General features: G+C 47.5%; 18 protein-coding genes. 10 read left to right on the forward strand and 8 right to left on the reverse strand.

Features of this window, described 5'->3' with window-relative positions:
• Nucleotides 1-104 precede the first annotated feature (104 nt).
• Nucleotides 105-1,958, forward strand: a complete 1,854-nt coding sequence (locus tag ACYVFD_RS25615) for a M61 family metallopeptidase (RefSeq protein WP_461093353.1) — start codon at nt 105-107, stop codon at nt 1,956-1,958.
• A 71-nt stretch (nt 1,959-2,029) separates the two neighbouring features.
• Here the strand turns inward: ACYVFD_RS25615 and ACYVFD_RS25620 are convergent, their stop codons facing one another.
• The 6 genes from ACYVFD_RS25620 to topA form a co-directional block, all read right to left on the reverse strand.
• Nucleotides 2,030-2,785: a YoaK family protein gene (locus ACYVFD_RS25620; protein ID WP_461093354.1), complete on the reverse strand. Its 756-nt coding sequence runs from the start codon at nt 2,783-2,785 to the stop codon at nt 2,030-2,032.
• A gap of 219 nt (nt 2,786-3,004) precedes the next feature.
• Nucleotides 3,005-4,291: an RNA polymerase sigma factor gene (locus ACYVFD_RS25625; protein ID WP_461093355.1), complete on the reverse strand. Its 1,287-nt coding sequence runs from the start codon at nt 4,289-4,291 to the stop codon at nt 3,005-3,007.
• Nucleotides 4,254-4,598, reverse strand: a complete 345-nt coding sequence (locus ACYVFD_RS25630; protein ID WP_461093356.1) for a YciI family protein — start codon at nt 4,596-4,598, stop codon at nt 4,254-4,256. The genes ACYVFD_RS25625 and ACYVFD_RS25630 overlap by 38 nt, the downstream gene beginning before the upstream one ends.
• A gap of 221 nt (nt 4,599-4,819) precedes the next feature.
• Nucleotides 4,820-5,509, reverse strand: coding sequence for an SIR2 family NAD-dependent protein deacylase (locus ACYVFD_RS25635; RefSeq protein ID WP_461093357.1), 690 nt, complete (start codon nt 5,507-5,509; stop codon nt 4,820-4,822).
• An 89-nt stretch (nt 5,510-5,598) separates the two neighbouring features.
• Nucleotides 5,599-7,902 (reverse strand): glycoside hydrolase family 20 protein, encoded by a 2,304-nt coding sequence (locus tag ACYVFD_RS25640; RefSeq protein ID WP_461093358.1) that lies wholly within the window; start codon nt 7,900-7,902, stop codon nt 5,599-5,601.
• Between the two features lie 192 nt (nt 7,903-8,094).
• A complete protein-coding gene (gene topA / locus ACYVFD_RS25645) occupies nt 8,095-10,779 on the reverse strand; it encodes a type I DNA topoisomerase (protein ID WP_461093359.1) in 2,685 nt (894 codons plus the stop codon).
• A gap of 352 nt (nt 10,780-11,131) precedes the next feature.
• Between topA and ACYVFD_RS25650 the strand changes: the two genes are divergently transcribed.
• A complete protein-coding gene (locus tag ACYVFD_RS25650; RefSeq protein WP_461093360.1) occupies nt 11,132-11,992 on the forward strand; it encodes a DUF4349 domain-containing protein in 861 nt (286 codons plus the stop codon).
• Between the two features lie 125 nt (nt 11,993-12,117).
• On the opposite strand, the gene ACYVFD_RS25655 is transcribed toward ACYVFD_RS25650, so the two are convergent.
• A complete protein-coding gene (locus ACYVFD_RS25655) occupies nt 12,118-14,313 on the reverse strand; it encodes a sensor histidine kinase (RefSeq protein WP_461093361.1) in 2,196 nt (731 codons plus the stop codon).
• A 121-nt stretch (nt 14,314-14,434) separates the two neighbouring features.
• Entirely contained in the window at nt 14,435-14,920 is a 486-nt protein-coding gene (locus ACYVFD_RS25660; RefSeq protein WP_461093362.1) for an Lrp/AsnC family transcriptional regulator, read from the reverse strand.
• Nucleotides 14,921-15,065: 145 nt separating this feature from the next.
• Here ACYVFD_RS25660 and ACYVFD_RS25665 point away from each other — a divergent pair, with 145 nt between their 5' ends.
• The 8 genes from ACYVFD_RS25665 to ACYVFD_RS25700 all read left to right on the forward strand — a co-directional run bounded on the left by ACYVFD_RS25665 (nt 15,066) and on the right by ACYVFD_RS25700 (nt 25,020).
• Nucleotides 15,066-16,523, forward strand: a complete 1,458-nt coding sequence (locus ACYVFD_RS25665; protein ID WP_461093363.1) for a CoA-acylating methylmalonate-semialdehyde dehydrogenase — start codon at nt 15,066-15,068, stop codon at nt 16,521-16,523.
• Nucleotides 16,524-16,632: 109 nt separating this feature from the next.
• Nucleotides 16,633-17,979 (forward strand): aminotransferase class III-fold pyridoxal phosphate-dependent enzyme, encoded by a 1,347-nt coding sequence (locus tag ACYVFD_RS25670; RefSeq protein WP_461093364.1) that lies wholly within the window; start codon nt 16,633-16,635, stop codon nt 17,977-17,979.
• Nucleotides 17,980-18,098: 119 nt separating this feature from the next.
• Nucleotides 18,099-19,154 carry a nucleoside hydrolase gene (locus ACYVFD_RS25675; protein WP_461093365.1) on the forward strand — a complete coding sequence of 352 codons (1,056 nt, stop codon included), beginning with the start codon at nt 18,099-18,101 and terminating at the stop codon, nt 19,152-19,154.
• A gap of 100 nt (nt 19,155-19,254) precedes the next feature.
• Nucleotides 19,255-20,757, forward strand: a complete 1,503-nt coding sequence (locus ACYVFD_RS25680) for an NCS1 family nucleobase:cation symporter-1 (protein WP_461093367.1) — start codon at nt 19,255-19,257, stop codon at nt 20,755-20,757.
• Nucleotides 20,758-20,783: 26 nt separating this feature from the next.
• Nucleotides 20,784-22,166 carry a dihydropyrimidinase gene (hydA, locus tag ACYVFD_RS25685; RefSeq protein ID WP_461093368.1) on the forward strand — a complete coding sequence of 461 codons (1,383 nt, stop codon included), beginning with the start codon at nt 20,784-20,786 and terminating at the stop codon, nt 22,164-22,166.
• 103 nt (nt 22,167-22,269) lie between these two features.
• Nucleotides 22,270-23,136 carry a nitrilase-related carbon-nitrogen hydrolase gene (locus tag ACYVFD_RS25690; protein ID WP_461093369.1) on the forward strand — a complete coding sequence of 289 codons (867 nt, stop codon included), beginning with the start codon at nt 22,270-22,272 and terminating at the stop codon, nt 23,134-23,136.
• A 104-nt stretch (nt 23,137-23,240) separates the two neighbouring features.
• A complete protein-coding gene (locus tag ACYVFD_RS25695) occupies nt 23,241-24,590 on the forward strand; it encodes an NAD(P)-dependent oxidoreductase (RefSeq protein ID WP_461093370.1) in 1,350 nt (449 codons plus the stop codon).
• 70 nt (nt 24,591-24,660) lie between these two features.
• Nucleotides 24,661-25,020, forward strand: a complete 360-nt coding sequence (locus ACYVFD_RS25700) for a four helix bundle protein (protein WP_461093392.1) — start codon at nt 24,661-24,663, stop codon at nt 25,018-25,020.
• Nucleotides 25,021-25,070 lie beyond the last annotated feature (50 nt).

Consider the following 25,070-nt stretch of genomic DNA (forward strand, 5'->3'; position numbering starts at 1 on the left):
TCGGAAACAAGACTATTATTTCTGAATTGAGTCGTAGTTTCGCTGATAAATTGACAAATATCAGGTCTATTCTGGACAAAAAACGAAGGTATCTCTCTTTCCGTATGAAAAAAAACGCCCGGCTTCTGTATTTACTTACTATCTGGACATTTTTTACCCCACAATCATCAACAGCGACGACTTTAGTATCTGATGAAAATCTGCCTGCCGTAACACCGAGTGTCACCTATGTGCTCTCAATGCCGGAGCCGCAAACGCACTACTTCGACGTTGAGATGCAGTTGAAAAATGTAGCCACTGCCACGAATGCAAAGAAAAACGGCTATCTCGACATCAAAATGCCGGTCTGGACACCGGGCTCGTACCTGATTCGGGAGTACGCCAAAAATGTGGAAACCTTTACTGTATCAGCGGGGGGCAAGACCATTCCGAGCGAAAAAATTCGGAAGAATGCCTGGCGCGTGTATACCAGCGACGACAACCTGACAATTCGCTATCGGGTATATGCCAACGAGCTAACCGTCCGAACCAATTTTGTGGATGCCGACCACGGCTACGTAACGCCCGCCGGGATGTTTATGTACCACGATGCGCTGAAAACGATTCCATTACGGGTGGTGGTACAGCCCTACAAATCCTGGACCATGGTTTCGACAGGATTAGAACCTGTTTCTGGAGAAAAATTTACGTTTGAAGCCGCCGATTTTGATAGGCTAGTCGATTCGCCGATTGAAATTGGAAATCAGAAAACGTTCACATTCACGGCTTCCGGCATTCCGCATACGGTGGCGATGTTTGGCGAAGTGGAGTATGACGAAAAACGACTCGCTGCTGATTATAAACGTGTTTGTGAAGCAGCCGCTACAGTGGTAGGTGAACATCCGTGCACGCATTATACCTTCATTGTGCATCATATTCCGCCGGGAGGGGGTGGCCTTGAGCACCTTAACTCAACTACGCTCGAAACTACCCGGAATGCCTACGCTACGGAGTCGAACTACAAAGGCTTCATGACATTGGTGGCGCACGAATATTTTCACCTCTGGAACGTAAAACGCATTCGCCCCATTGCGTTGGGACCGTTCGACTACGAGAACGAAAACTATACGCACATGCTCTGGCTATCAGAGGGTTGTACATCGTTTTATGAAGATAATATTCTGCGTCGGGCGGGTTTTCATACACCTGAAGCCTATATGACCATTGTGGCTAACGATATTACCGTTATCGAAAATCAGCCCGGAGTACGGGTGCAATCGGTAGCCGAATCAAGCTGGGATGCGTGGATCAAAGGGTATCGGCCCAACGAAAATTCGGCCAATACGACCATTTCGTATTACAGCAAAGGCAGTGTGTTGGGCACGCTCCTGAATCTGGCGATTCTGGCGGGCAGTAACGGCGAGCGTAGTATGGACGACCTGATGCGGTTCCTATACAATGAGTACTACAAAAAGCAAAAGCGCGGCTTTACGGATGCTGAATTCCGGCAGGCGGCTGAGCAGATGGCGGGTCGCAAACTCGACGATTTCTTCGGGACGGCCGTCAACACGGCCGATCCAATCAACTACAACGCCTATTTCGAGCCTGTTGGTCTGCAATTGGTGAATGTAGCATCCAAAACACAGGATGGTTTTCTGGGTGCTGCCGTAAGCCCGGCCAATGGCAAATCGACCATTACGAGTGTACGTCGTGGGTCGGCTGCGTATACAGGAGGACTCAACGTTGGGGATGAGGTTATTTCTATCGATAGCGTTCGGGTGGGGGATGATCTGCTGCGTCATATCAGTGGCCGTCGGGTTGGCGAGACTATCAAGGTGCTTGTGAACCGGGCGGGCTTTCTGCGTGAGCTGCCCATCACATTGTCGCAAAATCCGCTGGTCAGCTACCGACTGGAACCACTATCTAACCAGACGTCAGTTCAAAAAGCGCTGTACAATAAGTGGTTGTTTATTAAGTAGAATTTTATTGAACCTTAAGGACGCGAAGTCGCAAAGGACTAAATTCTTTGCGACTTCGCGTCCTTAAGGTTTTAATCAATTTGGCTAAAGCTTCTGGAATGTCCCAGGCTTTGCTGTTTTATTTTTCTCTGCCTGATTTTTACATTCATGTAGTCGATGGTTAAGCCGACTAGTAAGGTAAACGAACCGATGAGCAGGGTTCTCATTTTGAAAGTTGAAAACAATAATCCTGCTATAATTCCACCAAGAAAAAAAGCTGTTATAATCGTTAACTTTAATTTTATAGCGGCTATTAGTTTTGTCTGTTGCCCCTTCGCTTTAAAGAAGAAAAGTTGAGAAACTTCGATGCCTAGATCCGTAAATAAGCCCGTCAAATGAGTTGTTCTGACGGCCGAACTTGAAATCGTTGTGACTAACGAATTTTGAAGCCCCATCGCAAATAGCATTGAACAGGCAACCAGGTTTGGATTATCAGCTATATAATCAAAGCTCAAAAATGCGATTGTTGTTAGAATAAATGTTTCGGATAAAACCGGAATGATAAATATGTATTTATCCATTACTTTTTCTGTAATCTGAATAATGAGATTTGAACAGAAAGAACCTAAAAAGAAGAAAAAGATATAGAGAAAATAATAAAAAGATTGGTTGATATTAATTTTTAAGGCTTCTTCCACCATAAGCGCAAAATGCCCCGTCACATTGGTGGTTAATTTCTGTACCGCCAGATAGCCCACCACATTGACGATACCGGCCACAAAGGAGAGTAGAGACGCGATACCTAAATTTTGCTTTAAACTCCTGCTTTTCCCTTTATGCCTGAACATTTTTTTATTTACGGCGGGTTATATTGGGCATATAACGTCGAGGTATTTGCGATGGTGGGACATTCAGAGTTCCGTCTGCCCGAACCAAAGCTGAACAAAGATAGGCTGCTGATGTTTTGCACCAAAGCTAAATTTATAACCTCAAGCTGGAACTAAAGATGAATAGCAAACAAATGCTGAGGTTAAATTCGCCAAGCCCAACTATTGCCAAACCCCTTGTTAGCTGTTGTTTTTCTTCGCTTTCAAGTCATTCAAGTTTTTTGTGATTGTTGCTTTGTCTGCATTTGTCGTTGCCAAGGTAAATGCAATTTCAAAATTTTCAATTGCTTTCATATTGTCAATATCTGTATATAAATAACCAAGCAAGGAAAAGTAAAAATGATTGTCTTTTAGATTTAATTTTTCTGCCTCTTTAACTGCAGATTGTTTACCCTTTACCTGTGCCAAGGCAAAAGTTCTGTTTAATGCTGTTATTGGTGAATATTCAATTAGCAAAAGTTGATTATAGGCTTGTAAAATATTGTCCCACTTTTTTGGGTTTTCAATTTTGCTACTATGCCAATAGGCAATGTTTGCCTCTAAATGATATTTGCTTAATTCATTTCCTTGAGCACTTTGTATTAAATAAAAATTCCCTTTTGCTATGAGTTCTTCGTTCCATAAATTTCTGTCTTGTTGATCATACAAAATTGGTTCGCCTATTTGATTTGTTCTTGCTTCAAAACGTGAAGAGTGAAAGCACATTAAAGCCATTAAAGCGTTTACGATGGGTTTGTTTGTATTTTCATTTTCTAGTAAAAAATAATTTAAACGCATTGCTTCCAAACACAATTCTTTTCGCAAATGAGCTTTTTGGGTACTTGAATGATAACCCTCATTAAACAGCAAGTATAATGTTGTTAGTACAGCTTCTAATCTTGAATTAATATCGTTTTCTGTGGGAAATTCGATTTTAAAATTTTCGGTTCGTAATTTTTCTTTGGCTCTAAATAATCTTTTGTTGATGGTTTCTTTATTGGTTAAAAAAGCCTCTGCAATTTCGTCAATGCCAAAACCACAAAGGATTCTTAATGCTAAACCAATTTGTGCTTCTGCTGGAATTATTGGATTGCAAATGGTGAAAATCATTTGCAATTGGCTGTCAGTTATATTTTTATTGGATAAATCAATTTCTATATCGTCACTTTGACTTTGATTTATTTTAAAATCAACAACTATTTTTTCAGAAAATGTTTTATGTCTTTTAAAGTAGTCTTTGGTTTTGTGTTTAGCAACAGTATAAAGCCAGGCTGTTGGATTTTCAGGAACACCTTTTAATCCCCAAGTTTCAGAAGCCAATAAAAAAGTATCGTTTGTAATGTCCTCTGCAATTTCAATATGTACAAGACCAAACAACTTACAGAGTACAGAAATTATCTTTCTGTACTCTGTTTTAAAAAGTTGTGCAATTAGTTCTTTATCGTTCAAATTAACTATTAACTGGTATAATAGTTCTAACTTCAACATTTCCACCGTGGCTAAGAATAGGACAACCTTCTGCCAATTTCATCGCTTCGTCAATGTTATTTGCTTTAACAACTATGGTACCTCCAATAATTTCTTTTACTTCTGCATAAGGTCCATCGGCAATTACATTATTAGGTTTCAAAGTTTTTCCTTCAAAACTCAAACGGCTTCCACCTGCCATTTTTCCTTGTGCAGCAATACCGCCCATCCAATCCATCCAATCTTGAATGTTGCCTTGCGTTTGTTCTGGTGTAGGTCCAAACGATTCGTTGATTTCGCTTCTGAAAATCATTAGAAATTCTTTCATTTTTTTACTTTATTAATTGTTACACCATAATGACGATTGACTTTTTGAATATTGGACATAAAGTCGAAAATATTTTTTTTGTCAGTTGATGTTTGCAGAGTGGTCGGTTAAAATAACAGCTAACTCGTAAATAGATGCACTAAACCATGTAATCAATGCGTCAATACAGAACTTTACAGTTGTATTGACGCATTGATATTATTGAAAGCAAACAATTTGAACTACATCTTCGCCAGCAACTCATTTGCTAATTGCGTCAAGCCAATTGTAGCGGGTTCGGCGATGAAGGTGACGTTGGCGCGTTTGTGCATGTCGGGAATGTTGGGGTCGACAACGTATATGGGTACGCCGTCGCGAACGGCATACACCAGACCAGCCGCCGGATACACATTGAGAGACGTACCCACGACTATGAATAGATCGGCTTCGTAGGTGATGTCCAGAGCTACATCCATCATGGGTACAGCTTCGCCAAACCAGACAATGTGCGGTCGCAGTTGGGAGCCTTTTTCACAGAGGTCGCCCATTTTGATTTCCCAGCCCTCGATGTCGTATACCAGCGATTCGTCGGCGGTTGAGCGCGATTTAAATAACTCGCCATGTAGATGAACCACGTTTGACGAACCGGCTTTCTCGTGAAGGTTATCAACGTTCTGCGTGATCACCGTTACGTCGTATTTCTCCTCCAGTTTCACCAATGCATAGTGCCCGGCATTGGGCTGTACGCTCAGTGCCTGTCTCCGGCGCTGGTTATAAAAATCCTGCACCAGCGTCGGATTTCGCTGCCAGGCTTCGGGGGTGGCTACATCTTCAATCCGGTGGTTTTCCCAAAGACCATCGGAAGCCCGGAAAGTCGGTATACCGCTCTCGGCACTAATCCCAGCACCGGAGAGCACAACAATTTTTTTCATAGGCTTTATTGGTATGGGGCAGAGGGGTAAGGGCAGAGGGTGGATTAACTACTTGTTTTACCCTTTGCCCATACCCCCATGCCCTCTGCTCATTCAACCACAATCTCATCCGTTGCGAACTTCGTTTTTTGACCCGCCCGTGGATGATCGGGGGGGCAGACGCCTGCGTTTTTAGCGCGAATGCGGACGTAGCGGGCGCGGGCAGTTTTGAAATCGGCAACGACCGGCAAGATGTCCCAGGGACCGGTTAACTCATACTTGACCGGTTGCGAGATCGCTTCTTTATAATCCGAGCCATCTTTCGATAAGGCAATATCGACCGAGGTAGGTGGAAACGTTTGCTGGAGAATGATTTTCAGGAAGTTGAGCGATACTTTCGTGACACTCGTCACATCGCCCAGGTCGAGCGTCACTTCCATGTCGTCGTTGAAATTCACCCATTGGCGCTTGTCGCGTGGCGTTTCGCCCCGAACACCGTCGGTTAATTTGGCCATGGCCGGGTCGGCGGTCGGATCAGGGGCTATGGCGTACTTGTATGACTTATTCTTGCCTTTATGCAGGGTGAATGTCTGGGTCAGGCGCCCTCCGGTTGGGGTCATGGCCTTCACCGTTGCAGTTTTGGTCAGCGTAAAGGGGCCAATGTATTCGGTGCTTTTCTCGTTGGGCTCTTTACCGTTTGTTGTGTAAAAAATCTGGCTGTCCGAATCCAACTTGCTCAGTTTCACCTGAAGCTGTCCCTGATCGTTAGGTTGCGTGTTGGCCGAAATGTCAAACAACCGTTTGGCATAATTGACCGGAATGGCCGACAGTTTGGGCAGGTGATTCTTAAGCCGCTGGGCAAAATCCTCGAAGTTGTGCGGACCGGCCTGCATCCAGCCAATCTCCGCCAGCGCAATCGCCCGTGGGTAAGCCATATACTCAACGACTTCGGGTGTAGGCATCATTTCGGTCCAGATATTCCCCTGAACACCCAGCACATACTTCTGCTCATCGGCCGACAGTTCGGTAGGCATGGGTTCGTAGGCATACACCTGATCCAGTGGCAGATAACCGCCAATGGCCAGTGGCTCGGTTGCCGGGTTGCCCTGATAATAATCCAGATAGCAGGTGTTGGTGGGCGTCATGACCACGTTATGCTTCTGTTTGGCTGCTTCAATACCGCCCGTTGTCCCGCGCCAGCTCATCACGGTGGCATTGGGCGCCAGTCCACCTTCCAGAATTTCGTCCCAGCCAATGATCGACCTACCTTTGGTACTCAAAAACTTCTCGATACGCCGAATGAAATAGCTTTGCAGTTCATGCTCGTCTTTAAGTCCGTTCTTCTTAATTAGATCCTGACAAAACGCACTGGCTTTCCAGGCGGTTTTGGGGCATTCGTCGCCCCCGATATGGATATATTTACTGGGGAAAAGGGCTATGACTTCGGTCAATACATCCTGTAAAAAGGTGAATGTTTTCTCCGATGGGCAATACACATCGTCCGAAATACCCCACTGGGTACGCACTTTATACCCTTTAGCGGGGTCACAACCTAGTTCGGGGTAGGCCGCCAGAGCCGCCTGAGCATGGCCGGGCATTTCGATTTCGGGAACAACCGTCACAAATCGGCTTTGGGCGTACCGGACCACATCCCGGATTTCGTCCTGCGTGTAAAAACCGCCCACGGGTTTTCCGTCGAACTGCTGCGGGTAATTCTGGTAGTTCTGGCCAACCACCGTTTCGGCCCGTTTGCTACCGATCTGCGTCAGTTTGGGGTATTTCTTGATCTCAATCCGCCAGCCCTGATCGTCGGTCAGGTGCCAGTGAAACGTATTCTGCTTATGCATCGCCATCAGATCGATAAACTTCTTGACAAACGACACGGGCATAAAATTCCGGCCAACGTCGAGCATCAGGCCCCGGTAGCCAAAACGAGGTTTGTCGGCAATGGCACAGGCAGGCATTGAGAGCATAGGGGCCTGGGCAGAGGGCATTGGCGGGGCTGGTAGTAGTTGTCGCATGGTTTGAGCGGCATAGAAAAGCCCTTTGGCCGTAGCGGCTTCGGCCAGCACCTTACCCGGCGTTACGGTCAGTTTATACCCTTCGTCACCCAGATTCAACTTTTTAGTTAACGTAAAGAAAATGTGCGCTCCTTTGGCTAATCCCGGGCTGGTAGGGGCCACCGTTAGCGAAATACCGTTAGCGGTTTTGACTTGCCCGGCAAAGGTCTGAGCCACCGCCCGCACACTGGCATCGGTAGCAGGAGCAATAACGATTCGTGTGGTATTGGTCAGCGTAAACTGGCCATTTTGACCCGAAAAACGGGCTGGAAACGGTATAAGGTTATATTGGTTGTCAGTTTGGGAGAAAGCAGTGGTTGAAAGTAATAGAAAAAAAAGCAGGAAATGTTTCATGCGTTCCGGTTACGTCGATTGTTTTTCTGCAAAATAGTGATGATTTCCCAATGGTACACCAAACAAAAAACCTTCCGGTCAGGGAAGGCTATTTGTAGTTAGTGCTCGTCCGCGATTACATAGCGGATGGATGAGGTCTAAGTCTGTGACGCGAACGACAGGAATTGCAGTTTTGGTAACAGGCAATTCGCTTTATTTTTTCGACGCTACTTTCTTCGTTGCTGCGGGCTTTTTCGTGGCGGCTGCTTTGGACGGAGCCTTCGAGCTAGCGGCTTTTTTGGCCGGTGCTTTCGTGGCGGCTGCCGGATCATCGCCCGCCAGATTCAGACAATCTTCAAGCGTAAGCGTAGTGGGGTCAATATCTTTTGGGATACGTACATTCCGCTTGCCGACGGCCAGATACGGCCCATATTGGCCATTTACCACTTTAATTTCCGGCCGTTCAGGAAACTCCTTGATGTATTTATTGGCTTCCTGCTGCCGTTTGGCATCGATAAGTTCAATGGCCCGTTCCAATGTTAAGCCTGCCATAGGCTCGTTGCGAGGAAGCGAGATATACTTCTCGTCGTATTTTACATACGGACCAAAACGACCCTTGCCGGTGGTAACGGGCTTGCCCAGGTAATCGCCCAGCGATTCACTGAGGGATTCGGCGCGTTTCTGCTGAATAAGCTGAATAGCCCGCTCCGCATCGATCGAATAAGGGTCATCTTCCTTGGTCAGCGATACATACTTGTCGTCGTGCTTGACATAAGGGCCAAATTTGCCGATACCGATAGTCATAGCCTTATCTTCGAAGAAACCAACTTCGCGCGGTAGGGCGAACAAATCGAGGGCTTCCTGCAAGGTGATCGTTTCAATCAGTTGCCCATCGCGCAGGTTGGCAAACCGTGGTTTATCCTCATCGCTGGCGTCACCGATCTGTACGTAAGCCCCATATTTACCCAGCCGGGCCGATACGGGTTTACTAGTAGCCGGATCAATCCCCAGTTCACGAGCACCGGTTTTAAATGACCCAACCGACGACCCCTGGATTTCTTCGATGTTCTTATGGAAATCGCCGTAGAATTCTTCCAGCATTTTCTGCCAGTTCATCCGTCCATCGGCAATTTCATCAAACTCCTTCTCAACAGTCGCTGTAAACTGATAATTGACGATGTCGGGGAAATACTCGACCAGAAAATCGTTCACCACGATTCCAGTATTGGTCGGGAAGAGCTTCGCTTTTTCGGAGCCGAAGGTTTCTTTACCGCTAGTTTCCGTAATGTGATTCTGCTGTAGGGTGAATTCCTGATATGTCCGTTCCTGACCGGGCTTGTCCTGTTTGATCACATACCCCCGGTTGATGATGGTCGAAATCGTTGGCGCGTAGGTCGACGGGCGACCGATGCCCATTTCTTCCAGCTTTTTCACCAGCGAGGCTTCGGCATAGCGGGGTTGCGGACGGGTGAATTTCTCTGTTGCTTTCATCTGACCCAGGTTCAGCACCTGACCGATGGTAAGCGGTGGTAACATACCTTTCGCTTCCTCATCGTCTTCGTCATCTTTCGATTCGAGATAAACCCGCAGAAACCCATCAAACTTAATGACTTCGCCCTGGGCAACCAGTTCACTAGGAAAGGTTGTATTCTGAGCCGGTGTTTGTGGGTTGAATTTGACCTGTTTAGCTGGATCGTAATCCTCGCCGAAGACATCAAAACTCAAATCCTGCTCCAATTGAGTGCCGTTGGCAAACCGGATGCCGATGGTGACGATAGTCCGTTCGAGCTGCGCATCCGACATTTGGGAGGCAATGGCGCGTTTCCAGATCAGTTCATACAAGCGTTTCTGGTCGCGGTCGGCACCGGCATGGCGGTCGTTGAAGTTGGTAGGCCGGATGGCTTCGTGCGCTTCCTGGGCCGACTCGTTTTTGGTCTTAAACTGACGAGTTTGCACGTACTTTGGTCCAAACTCAGTTTCGATCTCGGCTTTAGCCTTGTCGATGGCTTCCTGCGACAAGTTGGTCGAGTCAGTTCGCATGTACGAAATCTTACCGGCTTCGTACAGATTCTGCGCCAGGCGCATCGTGCGGTCGACCGAGTAACTGAGCTTTCGCGAGGCTTCCTGCTGTAAGGTTGAGGTGGTAAAGGGTGGAGCGGGCGATTTCTTGGCGGGTTTTACCTCCAGGTTCTTGATCGTAAACGTAGCGCCAATGCAGGCTTCCAGAAATTTACGCGCTTCGCCCGAGGTTTGGAAATTCTTAGGCAGTTCGGCGTTCAACACTTTAGTGCCGTCGACAATAAACTGGGCCGTGACTTTAAACGACGATTTGGCCGAGTGCCTGTCAATTTCCCGTTCGCGTTCGACGACCAACCGTAGAGCCACCGATTGCACACGACCAGCCGACAGACCCGTGGAGCCCCCTTTAATTTTCCGCCATAACACCGGCGACAGCTCATAACCCACCAGCCGGTCGAGAACCCGGCGAGCCTGCTGGGCATTGACCAGATCGACATCGATGGTCCGGGGGGTTTGAATGGCGTTCAGGATAGCGTTCTTTGTGATCTCACGGAACACAATTCGTTTCGTATTATCACGGAGGCCAAGCGCTTCTTTCAAATGCCACGAAATGGCTTCTCCTTCGCGGTCATCATCGGTAGCGAGCCAGACCTCTTCCGCCGATTTGGCCAGCGATTTAAGTTCACTGACTAATTTCTTTTTATCGGGGGATATTTCATACGACGGTTTAAAGCCATTGGTAACATCGACGGCCAGCCCATCTTTGGGTAGATCGCGAACGTGGCCAAAGCTCGACTTCACCAGGAAGTCTTTGCCCAGATAGCCTTCAATGGTTTTCGCTTTCGCCGGCGACTCCACTATGACTAAGTTTTTCGACATATCGGTTTTTCAGGTTGATACGGTTTCCGCTCTTCTTTTGTTGCGAACCAGCTATTTAGGGATAAGGTTTACGGAAGTTGATTTGTCGTAAACCATAACCGACCGGCCCAAATATAGACGCAAAAGCACTGACTTGTACAAATTGCCAAGTTAAGTGTAACGAATCAAAAGCGGGGGATCGACAGCCCAACGGGCTATTACAGTTATATAGGAATAACACAAAGTGGGCCGGTTCCGTTCGGAATGCATCAAAGAAACCCCTCAGAATGAGCTTAAAATGGGTATTTTAACGGGTAGGATAATCGACAACCATCACTTTATGGAAACATCCTGTCTGCTGCATCTTTTACGTATGAAGATTTTTTTAACACTTGCGATATTCCTGCCCATGATGGCCTGCCAGTCGAAAACGGAATTGGCCGACACGGTTAGCACGCAGGATGCTATGCCACGTCAAATGGCAGCCCTAAAAGCACCCCCATCGCCCGAACAGGCTGAAGCCGATGAGGATGAACTGAGCGTGCCCGAATCGGCTCCACAACCTCAGCCTACAGCGAATCGACAAATTATACGGAATGCTCAGTTGCGGATGCGTGTCAGCGATTTTGCGGCATCCGGAAAACATATAGAACAGATAATCAGGCAGGCTGGCGGGCAGATAACCAGCTCAAATGAAACGAAAGGCTACAATACCATCGAAAATGCATTGGTGATTCGGGTGCCAGCTGCTGGTTTTGATGCCCTGCTGGCGAACCTTGTTAAGGAATCCATATTTACGGATACCAAATCGATTACAGCAGAGGATGTGACCCGGCGGTATGTGGATACGGAAGCCCGGATACGCAGTAAGAAAGCCGTAGAAGAAACGTATCTCAAGTTGCTAAAACAGGCTCGAAATGTAGAGGATGTTCTAAAAATAGAGGAACAATTGGCCGCAATTCGGGAAGAGCGCGAGGTGCAAGAAGCTGAACTCCGCCAATTGAAGGACGATGTTGCGCGGAGTACTATTAACCTGACCTATTATCAGCAGACTGAAACGGTCCTAAATCCTGAAGCGCCGTTTTACACCCAAATATGGACCAATCTGACCGATGGTTTTCGACTGATTGGGAATGTCTTTGTCGGGGTATTTTACTTTTTACCGCTCCTCCTGATTATTGGCGGAATTGGCTGGCTAATCGCTCGCTGGCGCCGTAAACGGCGGTTACAATAGAACACGGATCATTATGATTGTTATGATACGTTAAGATGTTTGTTATTCCATAATAAAAGATAAAATATTGATATTTAAGCGATTAATAATCATTGTTTATCATAATCATCATAAAGATCCGTGTTCTATTTAGGTAATTGAATGATAAACTCAGTGCCTTCACCTGGCTTTGTGCTGATCTGAATTTCACCGTTATGCCCTTTGGTAATAATATCGTAACTCAACGAGAGACCTAAACCTGTGCCCTGGCCGGTGGGTTTCGTGGTGAAGAAAGGCTGGTAAATTTTATGCCGTATTTCGTCGGGAATGCCGATGCCATTGTCGCTGATGCTAATCGTAACGGCGTCCTTTTCAGCTCGTGTGCTTACCTGAATTTGCGGCTGATAGCCATTACCGATTTGTTTTTGTTTCGTTTGCACGGCATAAAAGGCGTTGTTGTAGATGTTGAGAAACACCCGGCCAATATCCTGCGGAACCAGATTGACCGTCCCAACGGTTGGGTCGAGGTCGAGTTTCAGATCGGCATTGAACGATTTGTCTTTGGCTCGTAGCCCGTGGTAAGCAATGCGCAGAAATTCATCGGCCAGATCATTCAACTTTGTAGGCTGCTTTTGCCCACTGGTACTGCGACTATGTGCCAGCATCCCTTTTACAATCGAATCAGCCCGTTTGCCGTGATGCGTAATCTTTTGCAGGTTCTGGGTCAAATCCCCCATAATCTCGTCTGCATAGGCTTTTTCGGAGTCGGGCAGGTGCTGCATGGGGCCTTCCTTCAACTCATCGACCAGTTCAGCCGATACTTCTGAGAAGTTATTGACAAAATTGAGCGGGTTCTGAATTTCGTGGGCTATACCCGCCGTTAGTTCGCCGAGAGAGGCTAGTTTTTCCTGTTGGACAAGTTGATTCTGTGTGGCTTTCAGTTCGTCGATCGACTGTTTTAAGGCAGCGGTCCGCTCTTCAACTTCACGCTCCAGCCGTTCATTCTGGGCTGCGATCAGCCGATTTCGTTCGATTTCACGTTCTTTTTTCAGTTGTTCCTTCTCAATGGCTTGCTGGATTACCTGTTGACGGACCAGCTTGTATCGATTCATCAGCGCACCCGTAAAGGCGATAATCATCCAGGCAAAACAGGCACTCTCAACGTATTCCACATTTTCATGAATAACTCTGGGAAGATCGACACTAAAATAAAGCCCCAGTATCTCAGTCGTTAGTGTAAAGAGCCAGAGTAGAAACAGTGGGGTCAGGGCCACCAATAGGTAACGAGCCTCAAGCAAACCTTGTTTCATCCGGCGAACTGCCATCAGCATACAAAGTCCGTAGATGAGCCTAATGAGCACTTCAATCAAAAGTGCCCATTCATCGATCGGGACAAGGAGTGTGCTAAACGAGAGGACCTGGACTACATTGGCCGCTACGGTCAAAACCAAGGTTGTGGTAATGACTTTGTCCAGCCGGGCCATGTAGGAGGGTAGCTGAAGTAGTTTTCGGATCGACTGGACGAAAAAGATAAAAAAGACGGTAAAGAAAAAATTGGCGATTAGTTTGACCTCGTAGGGATGTTCTTCGGCGAATGCTAACTGAAGGCGGTAGTTATTGCGATCGAGTACGAAAAAAAACAGACAAATACCGAAATAGAGATAGACCCGATCATGGATCGAATAATAGATAATCAGGTTATAGCAGGATGCCAGCACTAAAATTCCGATGATAACCCCTTCAATAAGGTAATTTTTCCATCCTTTTTCGGCCGTTATAGTGTTGAACACAGCTTCGATACGGCCTTGTTCGGTTTGAAATTGGGGCGACAGATACAGTATGGGCGGATGCCAGAATGCATTCTGCGCCCGTGCATATACTGTAGTTTCCTGACCGGAGGATAGGGTGAAAAATAGACGGGCACGTTCGTGGGACCCTTTATGGATGGGTAGTTTACTGTAGGGAATAAGGTCTCCAGTGAGCTGGTGTTGCCATTGGCCAGCGCTGTCAAGCCTGTATAGATCAATGTAGTCGCTGTTGAAGTCGCAGTAAAAAATCCTTAATTCATGGGGAAGAGCGTTTTTGATGCGCATTCGCATCCAGTAGGTGTGGGACTCCCGCTTTCGCGAGAAAAATTTATCGTAACGAAAAGCGGGATGATTCAGAACTTGTTTGAAGGTAAGGTTTCCCTTTAGGTCTTCCAGTACCTGAAAATAAGTAGTGTCGGGTCGGAAGAAGCTAGAGTCCTTCTTGATTTCATAGACCGGTGGCAGACTGGTCTGTGCCAGTGCTACCGATAGTAGGCCGATCCAGCTACTGAGTAATAAGAACAGTGTTTTCACCGGAGACAATTGGTAACGAGTGCCGGAGTTAAGTTCAACGCTCTAAAGTAGGCGATTTGCCCGACAAACCATTGTACGGTCGTCTCAACCTGACATTTGAGGGGCAATTTTATGGTAACGATCAGCTCGCCGATTTGCCTTGTAGTAGATTTAAATCAGGCTGGGCATACTTATATACTTTGAAATACAGGGTAGTTTTTGTTTGGTAAACGCCTTCAATCTTTGAGATTTCGTTGATGAATTCAACAAGATCGTGGTTCGTAGGGCACATCACATCCACTTCCAGATCATAATCGCCGGAGGTACTGGCCAGAAAACTGACTTCGGGCATCTGAGCAATTGTTTCAGCCACTGGTTCTTTCAGCGTAGCCGGTCGTACGTACACGGCGATGTGGGCGTAGGCACGAAAGCCTACTTTATCTGGATCGACCCGGCCAATAATACTTAGCACACCATCGTCAAGTAGCCGATTAAGCCGTGTTCGGGCTGTACCTACCGATACATTCAGATGATCAGCAATTTCAGTAAACGACATGCGGCCGTCTTTCTGAAGGCAGGAGAGAATGGCAAAATCCAGATCGTCCAGGATGCTATGTGTCTTTTCCATTGCTGCTTTTCGGCAGGATTTACTGCAGTAAATCCTGTCTGATAATTATTGTGTGTAAAAATATTGCTAAAATTTGACATGAGTCTAAATAATTTTTAGTTTGCATTCCTTATTTCTGCAAAATATGCAGAATTTCAACAAAGCTATGAAGTATAGTCTGGTTCAGAATTACATAAATGGAGCCTTTGTCGATGCGGCTACGGATCGGACGCTGGAGGTGATTTCACCCGTCGATGGCACGCTTCTATCGACAGTACCCATGTCTACTGCGACGGATCTGGACAAGGCAGTACAAGCAGCGCAGGCAGCTTTTCCGGCCTGGAGTCGGACAACGCTGAAGGAACGTGTTCAGGTCTTTTTTCGCTACAAAGCCTTGCTGGAAAAGAATCTGACCGAATTGGCGCTGCTGGTACAGGAAGAGAATGGAAAGACTTACGAGGAAGCCGTCGCCGAAATTGAAAAAGGCGCTGAACTGTCGGAGTTTGCCTGCTCTCTACCCCAAATCGTTACCGGCGAAATTCTGGAAGTGAGTCGGGGTGTCGAATGCCGGACCGAGCGAGCACCGCTGGGAGTCGTCGCCAGCATTGTTCCGTTCAATTTTCCGAGCATGGTGCCCAACTGGACCATTCCTAATGCCATAGCACTGGGGAACTGCATGATTATCAAACCATCGGAGAAAGTGCCGTTGAGTGTTGGTCGTCTGGCAGAACTGCTACAGGAAGCGGGATTGCCCAATGGGGTGTTCAATATTGTGCATGGTGATCGGGAAGTTGTCGAAGCCATTTGCGATCATCCGGGTATCGAAGCTGTATCGTTTGTCGGCTCCACCAAGATTGCCAAGCTGGTTTATCAGCGAGCGACAAGTAATTTCAAACGGTGTCTGGCGCTGGGCGGAGCAAAAAATCACCTGATCGTCCTGCCGGATGCCATTCCGGGTATGACAGCCCAAAATATTACCGCGTCGATGGCCGGTTGTGCTGGACAACGTTGTATGGCTGCATCGGCGATGGTGGCTGTCGGGCCGGTCGATCATATTATCGAAAAATTGTGCGAAGAAGCCCAGAAAGTGGTGCCGGGTAAAAACCTGGGGGCCGTTATCAATCGGGAGTCGAAAGAACGGATCGAACGATACATTACCGAAGCCGAACAGCAGGGCGCTAAAGTACTGGTCGATGGCCGGAGCCCAAAGGTGGAAGGCAAAGAAGCCGGAACCTATGTAGGTCCGACGGTGATCGATTATGTTCGACCCGATATGGCGATTGCCAGGGAAGAGATCTTTGGCCCCGTCATTAGCATCATGCGAACTAAAACTGTCGATGAAGCCCTAGCCATTGAAAATGCAAATCCATACGGCAACGCAGCCGCAGTTTTTACGCAAAATGGCGGTATGGCGCGCTACGTGATGGATCGGGCTAGTGCCGGTATGGTGGGGGTCAATGTAGGCGTACCTGTTCCGCGTGAGCCGTTCTCATTTGGTGGTTGGAACGAAAGCCGTTTTGGCGTGGGCGATATCACCGGCAAAAGTTCCATCGAGTTCTGGACTAAACTGAAGAAAACCACCACCAAATGGAACCCCGAATCGGGGATTAACTGGATGAGTTAAACCAAAACGTCTTCTGTTTACAGACTTTTTTTTCAGTTTGTTGACACAAGAATAGTTGACGCGTCAGCCAACTGAAAACAAAAGACTGAAAACTGTAAACTTAATTTTTATGCTAGACACAATCTCACTTACCGAAACCGACGAAGTACTTCAGGATAATTTCGATTCGACGGTGTTTGTCTGGAGCAAACAGAAGGGTATTTCGCCTATCGCTGTAAAGTACGCGAAAGGGGTATATCTGTATGATTATGACGACAAACGCTACATTGACTTTTCGTCGGGTTTGATGAACGTGAATATCGGCCACGGCAATCAGCGGATTACAGAGGCTGTAGTTCGGCAGATGCAGGAAGTCAGCTACGTGACACCTTATTGCGTGACAAAGGTGCGGGGTGAGCTTGGTAAGAAACTAGCCGAAATATGCCCCGGCGATCTCAACAAAGCTTATTTTACACTTTGTGGCGCTACTTCGATTGAAGCGGCTATCAAAATGGCTCGTTCGTATACGGGGCGTCATAAAATCATCAGCCGCTATCAGTCCTATCACGGGGCTACCTATGGAGCGCTTTCGGTCGGTGGCGACCCACGAAAATTACCGGATGATTCGCAGCAATCGCCCAATTTCGTTCATGTCGACATTCCGTACCGTTACCGCTGGAACCACGATGAAGCCAGTATGCTTACGGATTCGGTCGAGCAGTTGGAACGTATCCTTGGCTACGAAGGGCCGGGTAATGTTGCCGCCATTTTACTGGAAGGCGAATCGGGTACGTCGGGCTGTTTGCAGTATCCGGAAGGATATCTGAAAGCGGTTCGTGACATTTGCGATAAGTACGGTATCCTGCTGATTATCGATGAGGTAATGAGTGGCTTTGGTCGTACAGGTAAATGGTTTGGTTTTGAAAATCATGGGATTGTGCCCGATATGGTGACTATGGCAAAAGGGATTACCAGCGGCTATGTACCCTTTGGCTGCCTGATGATGACGGATAAAATCGCGGCTAAGTATAACGATACCGTACTGGCAACCGGGATGACTTACAATGCCCATCCGGTTGGCTGTGCGGCTGCGTTAGAAACCATTAAAATCTATGAAGATGAAAACCTGATCGAAAATGCGGCCGAGATGGGACGCTACGTTTCGGAGCAGGCTGAACGGATGAAACAAAAGCATCCATGCATTGGTGATTTCCGAACGACTGGGTTGCTGGGGTGTTTTGAGATCGTCAAAAATCGGGCCACGAAAGAACCAATGGCCCCGTTTAACGCCAAACCTGAGGATATGGCCGTGATGGGTAAAGTAGCGGCCAAAATCAAGGAATTGGGTATGTACACTTTTGTTCGCTGGAGTTATGTGTTCGTGGCTCCGCCTTTGTGTGTAACCCGTGAGCAGATCGACGAAGGACTAGCCATTATCAGCGAAGCGTTAGCCATCGCCGACGCTTATATAGAATAACGGACAGATAAATTAACTATTCGGCGGGGTCATTTTTGGTGTTTGGTATCTTATTTGCGGGATTTCAATGAGTGTGTGAACCGAAAATAGGATTTGGTAAACAATAAATTCATCAAAATATGATAACGTCAAGACGCAAATTTTTAGAAGCCCTTTCGGTGGGTACAGCTTCGACTTTCTTACCTGCCACAGTGCTTGCGTCTGAACGCAAAAAGGCCGTAAAAGCAGAGTCTGGAAAACGAATTATTCTGGATACCGATACGGCTACGGATGATGCACTGGCTGTTCTGATGGCGGTCAGTTCGCCAAAACTAAAAGTTGAGGCCATAACCATTACGGTTGGGAATGTAGGCTTTGAGCAGCAGACAAAAAATGCGCTTTACACGCTGGAAGTAGCGGGTAAATCAGGCCAGATTCCAGTGTATCAGGGCTCGGCACGGCCACTAACCCGCGAAGTGCATGGTACGGCAACCTACGTACATGGGAGCGACGGTATGAGTGATTCGTTTTTTCCGGACCCGAAGCAACAGCCGGAAAAAGAACATGCGGTCGACGCCATGATTCGCCTGGTCAAGGCCAATCCGGGCCAACTGACAATTGTAGCGATTGGACCACTCACGAATATCGCGTTGGCATTGTTAAAAGAGCCTACGATTGCGAAGAAAGTGAAAGGGCTTTATTTCATGGGTGGTTTTTACAAGTTCTACGGGAATATTAATCCGGGCGCTACGTACAATGCCTGGGTAGACCCCGAAGCAGCCCGGATTGTGTTTCAGTCAGGGATTCCGATTACAACCGTAGGGTTTGATGTTAGCGTAAGGAGTTCGGTGTTTACCGACGACGATTATGAGCAGGTGTCGAAGCTAGGTACGAAGTATGCGGACTTTTTCATGAAGATCAACCGCATTCGTCGGCAGTATTGCAAAGAACACCAGAAAATGAATGGCTCCAACCACCCCGATGCCATTACCATTGCCGCCGTTATCGATCCGACTATGGTAACGCAGTCGGTATCCCGATTTGTTGATGTAGAAACACGAGGTGAACTGACAGTAGGTGCATTGGCTATTGATGAGTTAGAGGTTTGGAAAAAAGCCCCTAATGCCACCATTTGTGTAGAGGCTGATGAAGCCCGATTTAAGAAATTGGTATTCGATACTTTGAAATTAAGTTGAAGAGTTTGTAGTTTGTGCGGGGCGACTCGTGTCGTTTACAGGTTTGTTTTTGACCAACGACTACAAACGGCACGGGTCGCCCCGTATAAACACGAACTCGATGCAGCATCAAACCGAAGCCCGCGTAGACGAATCATCGGCACTTTATAGCGAAGACCTGGCCCCAATTCCCGCGTCGAAGCGGACGTGGAATACCTGGAACTATGCGGCTCTTTGGATCAGCATGAGTTTGTGTATTCCTACGTATATGATGGCTAGTTCGCTCATTGAAGGAGGAATGAACTGGTGGCAGGCCATTCTGACTATTTTTCTGGGGAACACCATTGTACTCGTTCCAATGATTCTAAACGGTCATGCCGGTACTAAATATGGTATCCCGTTTCCCGTGCTGGCACGGGCCAGTTTTGGTACCAGTGGGGCAAATATACCAGCGATGCTACGTGCCATTGTAGCCTGTGGGTGGTTCGGAATTCAGACCTGGCTCGGTGGATTTTCGGTCTATCAAATGCTGCGGCTGTGGATTCCACCGATCGAGACTTTGCCAGACATATTCCCAGCATCGTTTGGTTTACAGACCGGCCCGGCCATATGCTTCCTGCTCTTCTGGCTGCTGAATATGTATGTTGTCTACCTGGGGGTCGACAGTATCAGGAAATTACTCATTTACAAAGCTTTTTTTCTTCCTGTTGCTGCACTTGCCCTGCTTTGGTGGGCCATTTCGGCTGGAAACGGACTAGGGCCCATTCTGCGGCTACCCTCCAAATTTGCGAATTCATCAGCCTTTTTTGCCTTTTTTTTTCCATCTCTAACCGGCATGGTCGGTTTCTGGGCAACACTCTCGCTGAACATCCCTGATTTTACCCGGTATGCCACCAGCCAGAAAGCACAGATCAAAGGGCAGGCCATTGGCTTACCACCGTCCATGACCTTGTTTTCGTTCATTGGGGTAGTAGTTACCTCAGCTACGACAATCATTTACGGAACCACGATCTGGGACCCACTGATCCTGGCCGGAAAATTTGAAAACAAACTATTGGTCAGCGTAGCCATGATTTCGGTAGCCATCTCTACGTTAGCCACCAACATAGCCGCTAATATTGTCAGTCCTGCCAACGATTTTGCCAATCTGGCACCGTCAAAAATCGATTTTCGGAAGGGGGGGTACATAACCGGAATTATAGGCGTTCTGATCTTTCCCTGGAAACTGATTGCCGATCCCACGGGCTTCATTTTTACGTGGCTGGTTGGGTATTCCAGCCTGCTTGGGCCGGTGGGTGGCATTATGATCGCAGACTATTTCTTCCTGCGAAAACAGAAACTGGTGCTGAATGACCTGTATAGCACAAGCGGGATATACAGCTTCAAGAATGGCTTTAATTCATCGGCAATTATCGCCTTGCTGGCAGGAATTATTCCGAACATTCCAGGCTTCCTGACGACCATTCACGCTATTCCTGCCGACAGTGTACCGACCTGGATTTCACAGCTATATAACTATGCCTGGTTCGTCGGCTTTTTCCTGAGCGGGAGTGTATATCTAGGATTGATGCGGGGGAGTCTTTTAACCGCAAAGAGCACAGAGGTTTTCGCCAAGAGCGCATAGAATTTCTCGAAGACTATAAAGCATATATGTCTATACTAATTAAAAACGGTCGGGTTATTACGGCGGCTGAGGATTACGTTGCGGATATTTTTATTGAGGGGGAAACGATCTCGGCCATCGGAAAAAATCTGCCCATTCAGGCCGATACAGTTATCGACGCATCGGGAAAGTTAGTGTTTCCAGGTGGGATTGATCCGCATGTACACTTGTCGATGCCATTTATGGGTACGTTTTCTAGCGATACCTACGAGACTGGTACGCGGGCGGCACTATTCGGTGGAACGACGACCGTCATTGATTTTGTATTGCAAAAACAGGGACATTCGCTGAAAGAAGCCCTCGCCGACTGGAATTCCCGCGCCCGTGGAACTGCCGTAGGCGATTACAGTTTCCACATGGCCGTAACCGATTTCAACGACGAGTCGAAGGCGGAAATCAAAGAAATGGTTGAAAACGAAGGTATTACGTCGTTCAAAACCTTCATGGCCTACAAAGGGGCGTTGATGATCAACGACAGCCAGATGGTCGGCCTGATGCAGGAAGTGAAAAAGCAGGGGGGAATGGTGACGGTTCATGCCACCAATGGCGATATGATCGATTACTTGATTGCCAAACATCGGTCTGAAGGGAAATTAGCACCGCTATACCACTATCTGTCACAGCCTGAAGTGACCGAAGCGGAAGCAAGCTGCCGTTTTACCGATCTGGCTGATTACACCGGTTGCCCCGGCTACATCGTACACATGACTTGTGAAGGGGCCCTGAATGGCGTTCGGAATGCCACCCGGCGTAATCAGAAAGTTTTTGCCGAAACCTGTATTCAATACCTGATTCTGGATGCGTCGTTGTACGAGCAGAATTTCGAGGGAGCCAAATGGGTGATGAGCCCGCCGTTGCGGGAGAAAAAAGACCAGCAGGCACTCTGGGCGGGTATCAATCAGGGACTAGTACAGGTAGTTGCTACCGATCATTGCCCGTTTATGTGGGAGCAAAAATTAATGGGTAAGGACGATTTCTCGAAGATTCCGAATGGGCACCCGGCTATTGAAAACCGCATGGAACTGCTGTACAGTGAGGGCGTAAACAAAGGCAAAATCACGTTGAACAAGTACGTGGAAGTAGCCTGCACGAACCCAGCCAAAATCTTCGGGATGTTTCCCAAAAAGGGGACAATCGGCATAGGTAGCGATGCCGATATTGTGATTTTTGACCCGGAAGAACAGCATACGCTTTCGGCCAAAACCCACCACATGAACGTCGATTATTCTGGTTACGAAGGCAGGGAGCTAACCGGCAAAGTTAAGACTGTTCTACTTCGCGGCACGGTCGCTGTTGACGACAACCAATGCCTGATCGACAAAGGTTTCGGTCAGTTTATTAAACGAAATAAAGTAAACGGAAAGATTTAAATGCGAGGAGCGGGGAGCAGGGTGCCGGGAGCACGAAGATGAAAAACAAGCTCCATGCTCCCGGCACCCTGCTCCCCGCGAAACCAACAAACCCAACATACGCATGCCACGACTAATTAAATCGGGATTGATCCAGATGAGCCTGCCAAAGACTGAGGGCGAAGGCACGATTGACGAAATTAAAGAAGCGATGGTGCAGAAGCACATCCCGCTTATTGAAGAGGCCGGTCAGAAGGGCGTGCAGATATTGTGTTTGCAGGAGATTTTTAACACGCCCTATTTCTGTCCGGGGCAAAATAGTGCCTGGTATGCATCGGCCGAATCAGTTCCTGGTCCTACTACCGAGCGGATGGCCGAATATGCCAAAAAATACAATATGGTGATGATTGTACCGGTTTATGAACGGGAACAAGCCGGCGTATTGTACAACACGGCGGCTGTTATCGACGCCGATGGTACGTATCTGGGTAAATACCGTAAAAATCATATTCCGCATACATCGGGTTTCTGGGAGAAATTTTTCTTTAAACCCGGCAATCTGGGCTATCCAGTCTTTCAGACACGTTATGCCAAAATTGGCGTTTACATTTGTTACGACCGTCATTTCCCCGACGGAGCCCGCTGCCTTGGCCTGAACGGTGCTGAAATTGTGTACAATCCATCGGCAACTGTAGCCGGGCTATCGCAATACCTCTGGAAGCTCGAACAACCGGCTCATGCTGCCGCCAATGGTTATTTCATGGGCTGCATCAATCGTGTGGGGGAAGAAAAGCCCTGGAATCTGGGTCGGTTCTACGGTACTTCCTATTTCGTGGACCCACGCGGTCAAATCTTCGCCCAAGCATCAGAAGATAAAGACGAACTCCTCATTGCTGAATTCGACCTCGACATGATCGACGAAGTGCGCAGCGTCTGGCAGTTCTTCCGCGACCGCCGACCTGAGACGTATAAGGAATTGGTAGAACTGTAAAAGTAATAGGAGCGAGGAGTGAGGAGTGAGAATGGTTGACGCGTACTCTCTTTGGCTTGCGCAAGCTATTCTCGCTCCTCGCTCCTCGCTCCTCGCTCCTATCTATGGCTATTCTCAATAACCGACTTACGACTGAACAGTACGAGCAAAACTTCAGCGACATTCACCCACCGTTCGAATCACGCGAATCGGCTCTGGTGGAAGCAAATCGCTGTCTGTTTTGTTACGATGCCCCGTGCACCAAAAGCTGCCCGACGAGCATCAACATCCCGAAATTCATCAAGCAGATTACCACCGACAATATTAAAGGTTCGGCCTATACCATTCTGGACGCCAACATCATGGGGGGCGGTTGCTCAAAAGTGTGCCCTGTAGAAAAGCTGTGCGAAGGCTCGTGCGTATATAACCTGCTCGAAGAACCCCCCATTCCGATTGCCAAACTGCAACGATATTCGACCGAGAAAGCAATTGAGCAAAAATGGCCATTATTTCAGCGGAAGCCGTCCGTTGGTAAGAAAGTAGCTGTAGTGGGAGCCGGTCCTGCCGGATTGAGCTGCGCCCACGTACTAAGCCGCGAAGGGGTCGATGTAACGATTTATGAAAAGGAAAGCAAAGGCGGTGGACTAATGACGTACGGCATTGCAGCCTACAAAGTGACCCCGCAGTTCTGTGAAGATGAGGTGAATTTTATAACATCACTCGGCGGAATAACCATCAAATACGATCAGGAACTAGGCCGAAATGTGAAGTTGGCGGAGCTACAGACTACTTACGACGCTGTTTATCTGGGCATCGGTGTGGGTGTTGCCCGGCATCTGGATATTCCCGGCGAAAATCTGGACGGCGTGGAAGATGCCATTCGGTTCATCTACGACATTCGCGAAAAAGGTTATCCGTCGGTTCCGGTTGGCGATAAGGTGGCTGTGATTGGACTGGGTATGACCGCCATTGATGCCGCAACACAGGCTAAACGGCTGGGTGCCAAAGAGGTTACCATCGTTTACCGTCGGACTCAGGCCGAAATGCCAAGTACCGAAGTAGAATTGAATCTGGCAAAGTTGGACGGTTGTAACATCATCTGGCTGGCATCGCCCAAAGAAGTAATAGGCGAGAATGGCCGGGTGACGCAACTGGTTTGCAACGTTATGGAGCTAAGCGTTCCCGATACTAGCGGTCGTCGGACACCGGTTGAAACGGGCAAAACCATCACGCTCGACGTGGATATGGTCATTAAAGCTGCCGGGCAGATTCCCTACGAAGAACTGGTGAGCAGCAACCAACTCACGAACTGGTACGGTAAACTAGCCATCAACGACAACTGCGAAACCAACATTCCCGGCGTTTTTGCCGGTGGCGACTGCGTCAACGGCGGCAAAGAAGTCGTCGATGCCGTACAGGCGGGTAAAGATGGAGCAAGGGCGATACTTAGGAGAATTATGAATGATGAATTATGAATGATTGGCTAAATGTGACTTGTTTATCATTAATCATTCATAATTCATCATTTTTAAACGCGTTTGTATGATGAAAAAAGAAAATGCCGTTCTCGAAAAGAGCTTTCGTTTTGCCATTCGATCGATTCGCTTATATCAGCATCTAAAAGACAACCGAAAAGAATTTATTCTAAGCAAGCAAATGTTGCGTTCGGGTACATCAATTGGAGCCAATGTTCGAGAAGGCAATAATGCAGAAAGTAAAGCGGATTTCATTCATAAAATGGGTATGGCGCAGAAAGAAGCCGACGAAACGATGTACTGGCTAGAACTATTGCGAGAAACTGACTATCTAACTGTTAATGAGTTTGATAGTATTCATCAGGATGCCAACGAGTTGCTAAAACTCATCCGTAGTATTATCCTTACCGCAAAAAATAATAAGCATTGATAGGCGAGAGGAGTGCTAATTCATTCATCGTTTATCATTCATAATTCATC

This window comes from Spirosoma gilvum (assembly GCF_054776815.1).

What these genes read in the sequence shown, in the direction of transcription:
- ACYVFD_RS25615 (WP_461093353.1), top strand. Translation starts at nt 105, where the DNA reads ATGAAAAAAAACGCCCGGCTTCTGTATTTACTTACTATCTGGACATTT.
- ACYVFD_RS25620 (WP_461093354.1), bottom strand. Translation starts at nt 2,785, where the DNA reads ATGTTCAGGCATAAAGGGAAAAGCAGGAGTTTAAAGCAAAATTTAGGT.
- ACYVFD_RS25625 (WP_461093355.1), bottom strand. Translation starts at nt 4,291, where the DNA reads ATGTTGAAGTTAGAACTATTATACCAGTTAATAGTTAATTTGAACGAT.
- ACYVFD_RS25630 (WP_461093356.1), bottom strand. Translation starts at nt 4,598, where the DNA reads ATGAAAGAATTTCTAATGATTTTCAGAAGCGAAATCAACGAATCGTTT.
- ACYVFD_RS25635 (WP_461093357.1), bottom strand. Translation starts at nt 5,509, where the DNA reads ATGAAAAAAATTGTTGTGCTCTCCGGTGCTGGGATTAGTGCCGAGAGC.
- ACYVFD_RS25640 (WP_461093358.1), bottom strand. Translation starts at nt 7,902, where the DNA reads ATGAAACATTTCCTGCTTTTTTTTCTATTACTTTCAACCACTGCTTTC.
- topA (WP_461093359.1), bottom strand. Translation starts at nt 10,779, where the DNA reads ATGTCGAAAAACTTAGTCATAGTGGAGTCGCCGGCGAAAGCGAAAACC.
- ACYVFD_RS25650 (WP_461093360.1), top strand. Translation starts at nt 11,132, where the DNA reads ATGAAGATTTTTTTAACACTTGCGATATTCCTGCCCATGATGGCCTGC.
- ACYVFD_RS25660 (WP_461093362.1), bottom strand. Translation starts at nt 14,920, where the DNA reads ATGGAAAAGACACATAGCATCCTGGACGATCTGGATTTTGCCATTCTC.
- ACYVFD_RS25665 (WP_461093363.1), top strand. Translation starts at nt 15,066, where the DNA reads ATGAAGTATAGTCTGGTTCAGAATTACATAAATGGAGCCTTTGTCGAT.
- ACYVFD_RS25670 (WP_461093364.1), top strand. Translation starts at nt 16,633, where the DNA reads ATGCTAGACACAATCTCACTTACCGAAACCGACGAAGTACTTCAGGAT.
- ACYVFD_RS25675 (WP_461093365.1), top strand. Translation starts at nt 18,099, where the DNA reads ATGATAACGTCAAGACGCAAATTTTTAGAAGCCCTTTCGGTGGGTACA.
- ACYVFD_RS25680 (WP_461093367.1), top strand. Translation starts at nt 19,255, where the DNA reads ATGCAGCATCAAACCGAAGCCCGCGTAGACGAATCATCGGCACTTTAT.
- hydA (WP_461093368.1), top strand. Translation starts at nt 20,784, where the DNA reads ATGTCTATACTAATTAAAAACGGTCGGGTTATTACGGCGGCTGAGGAT.
- ACYVFD_RS25690 (WP_461093369.1), top strand. Translation starts at nt 22,270, where the DNA reads ATGCCACGACTAATTAAATCGGGATTGATCCAGATGAGCCTGCCAAAG.
- ACYVFD_RS25695 (WP_461093370.1), top strand. Translation starts at nt 23,241, where the DNA reads ATGGCTATTCTCAATAACCGACTTACGACTGAACAGTACGAGCAAAAC.
- ACYVFD_RS25700 (WP_461093392.1), top strand. Translation starts at nt 24,661, where the DNA reads ATGAAAAAAGAAAATGCCGTTCTCGAAAAGAGCTTTCGTTTTGCCATT.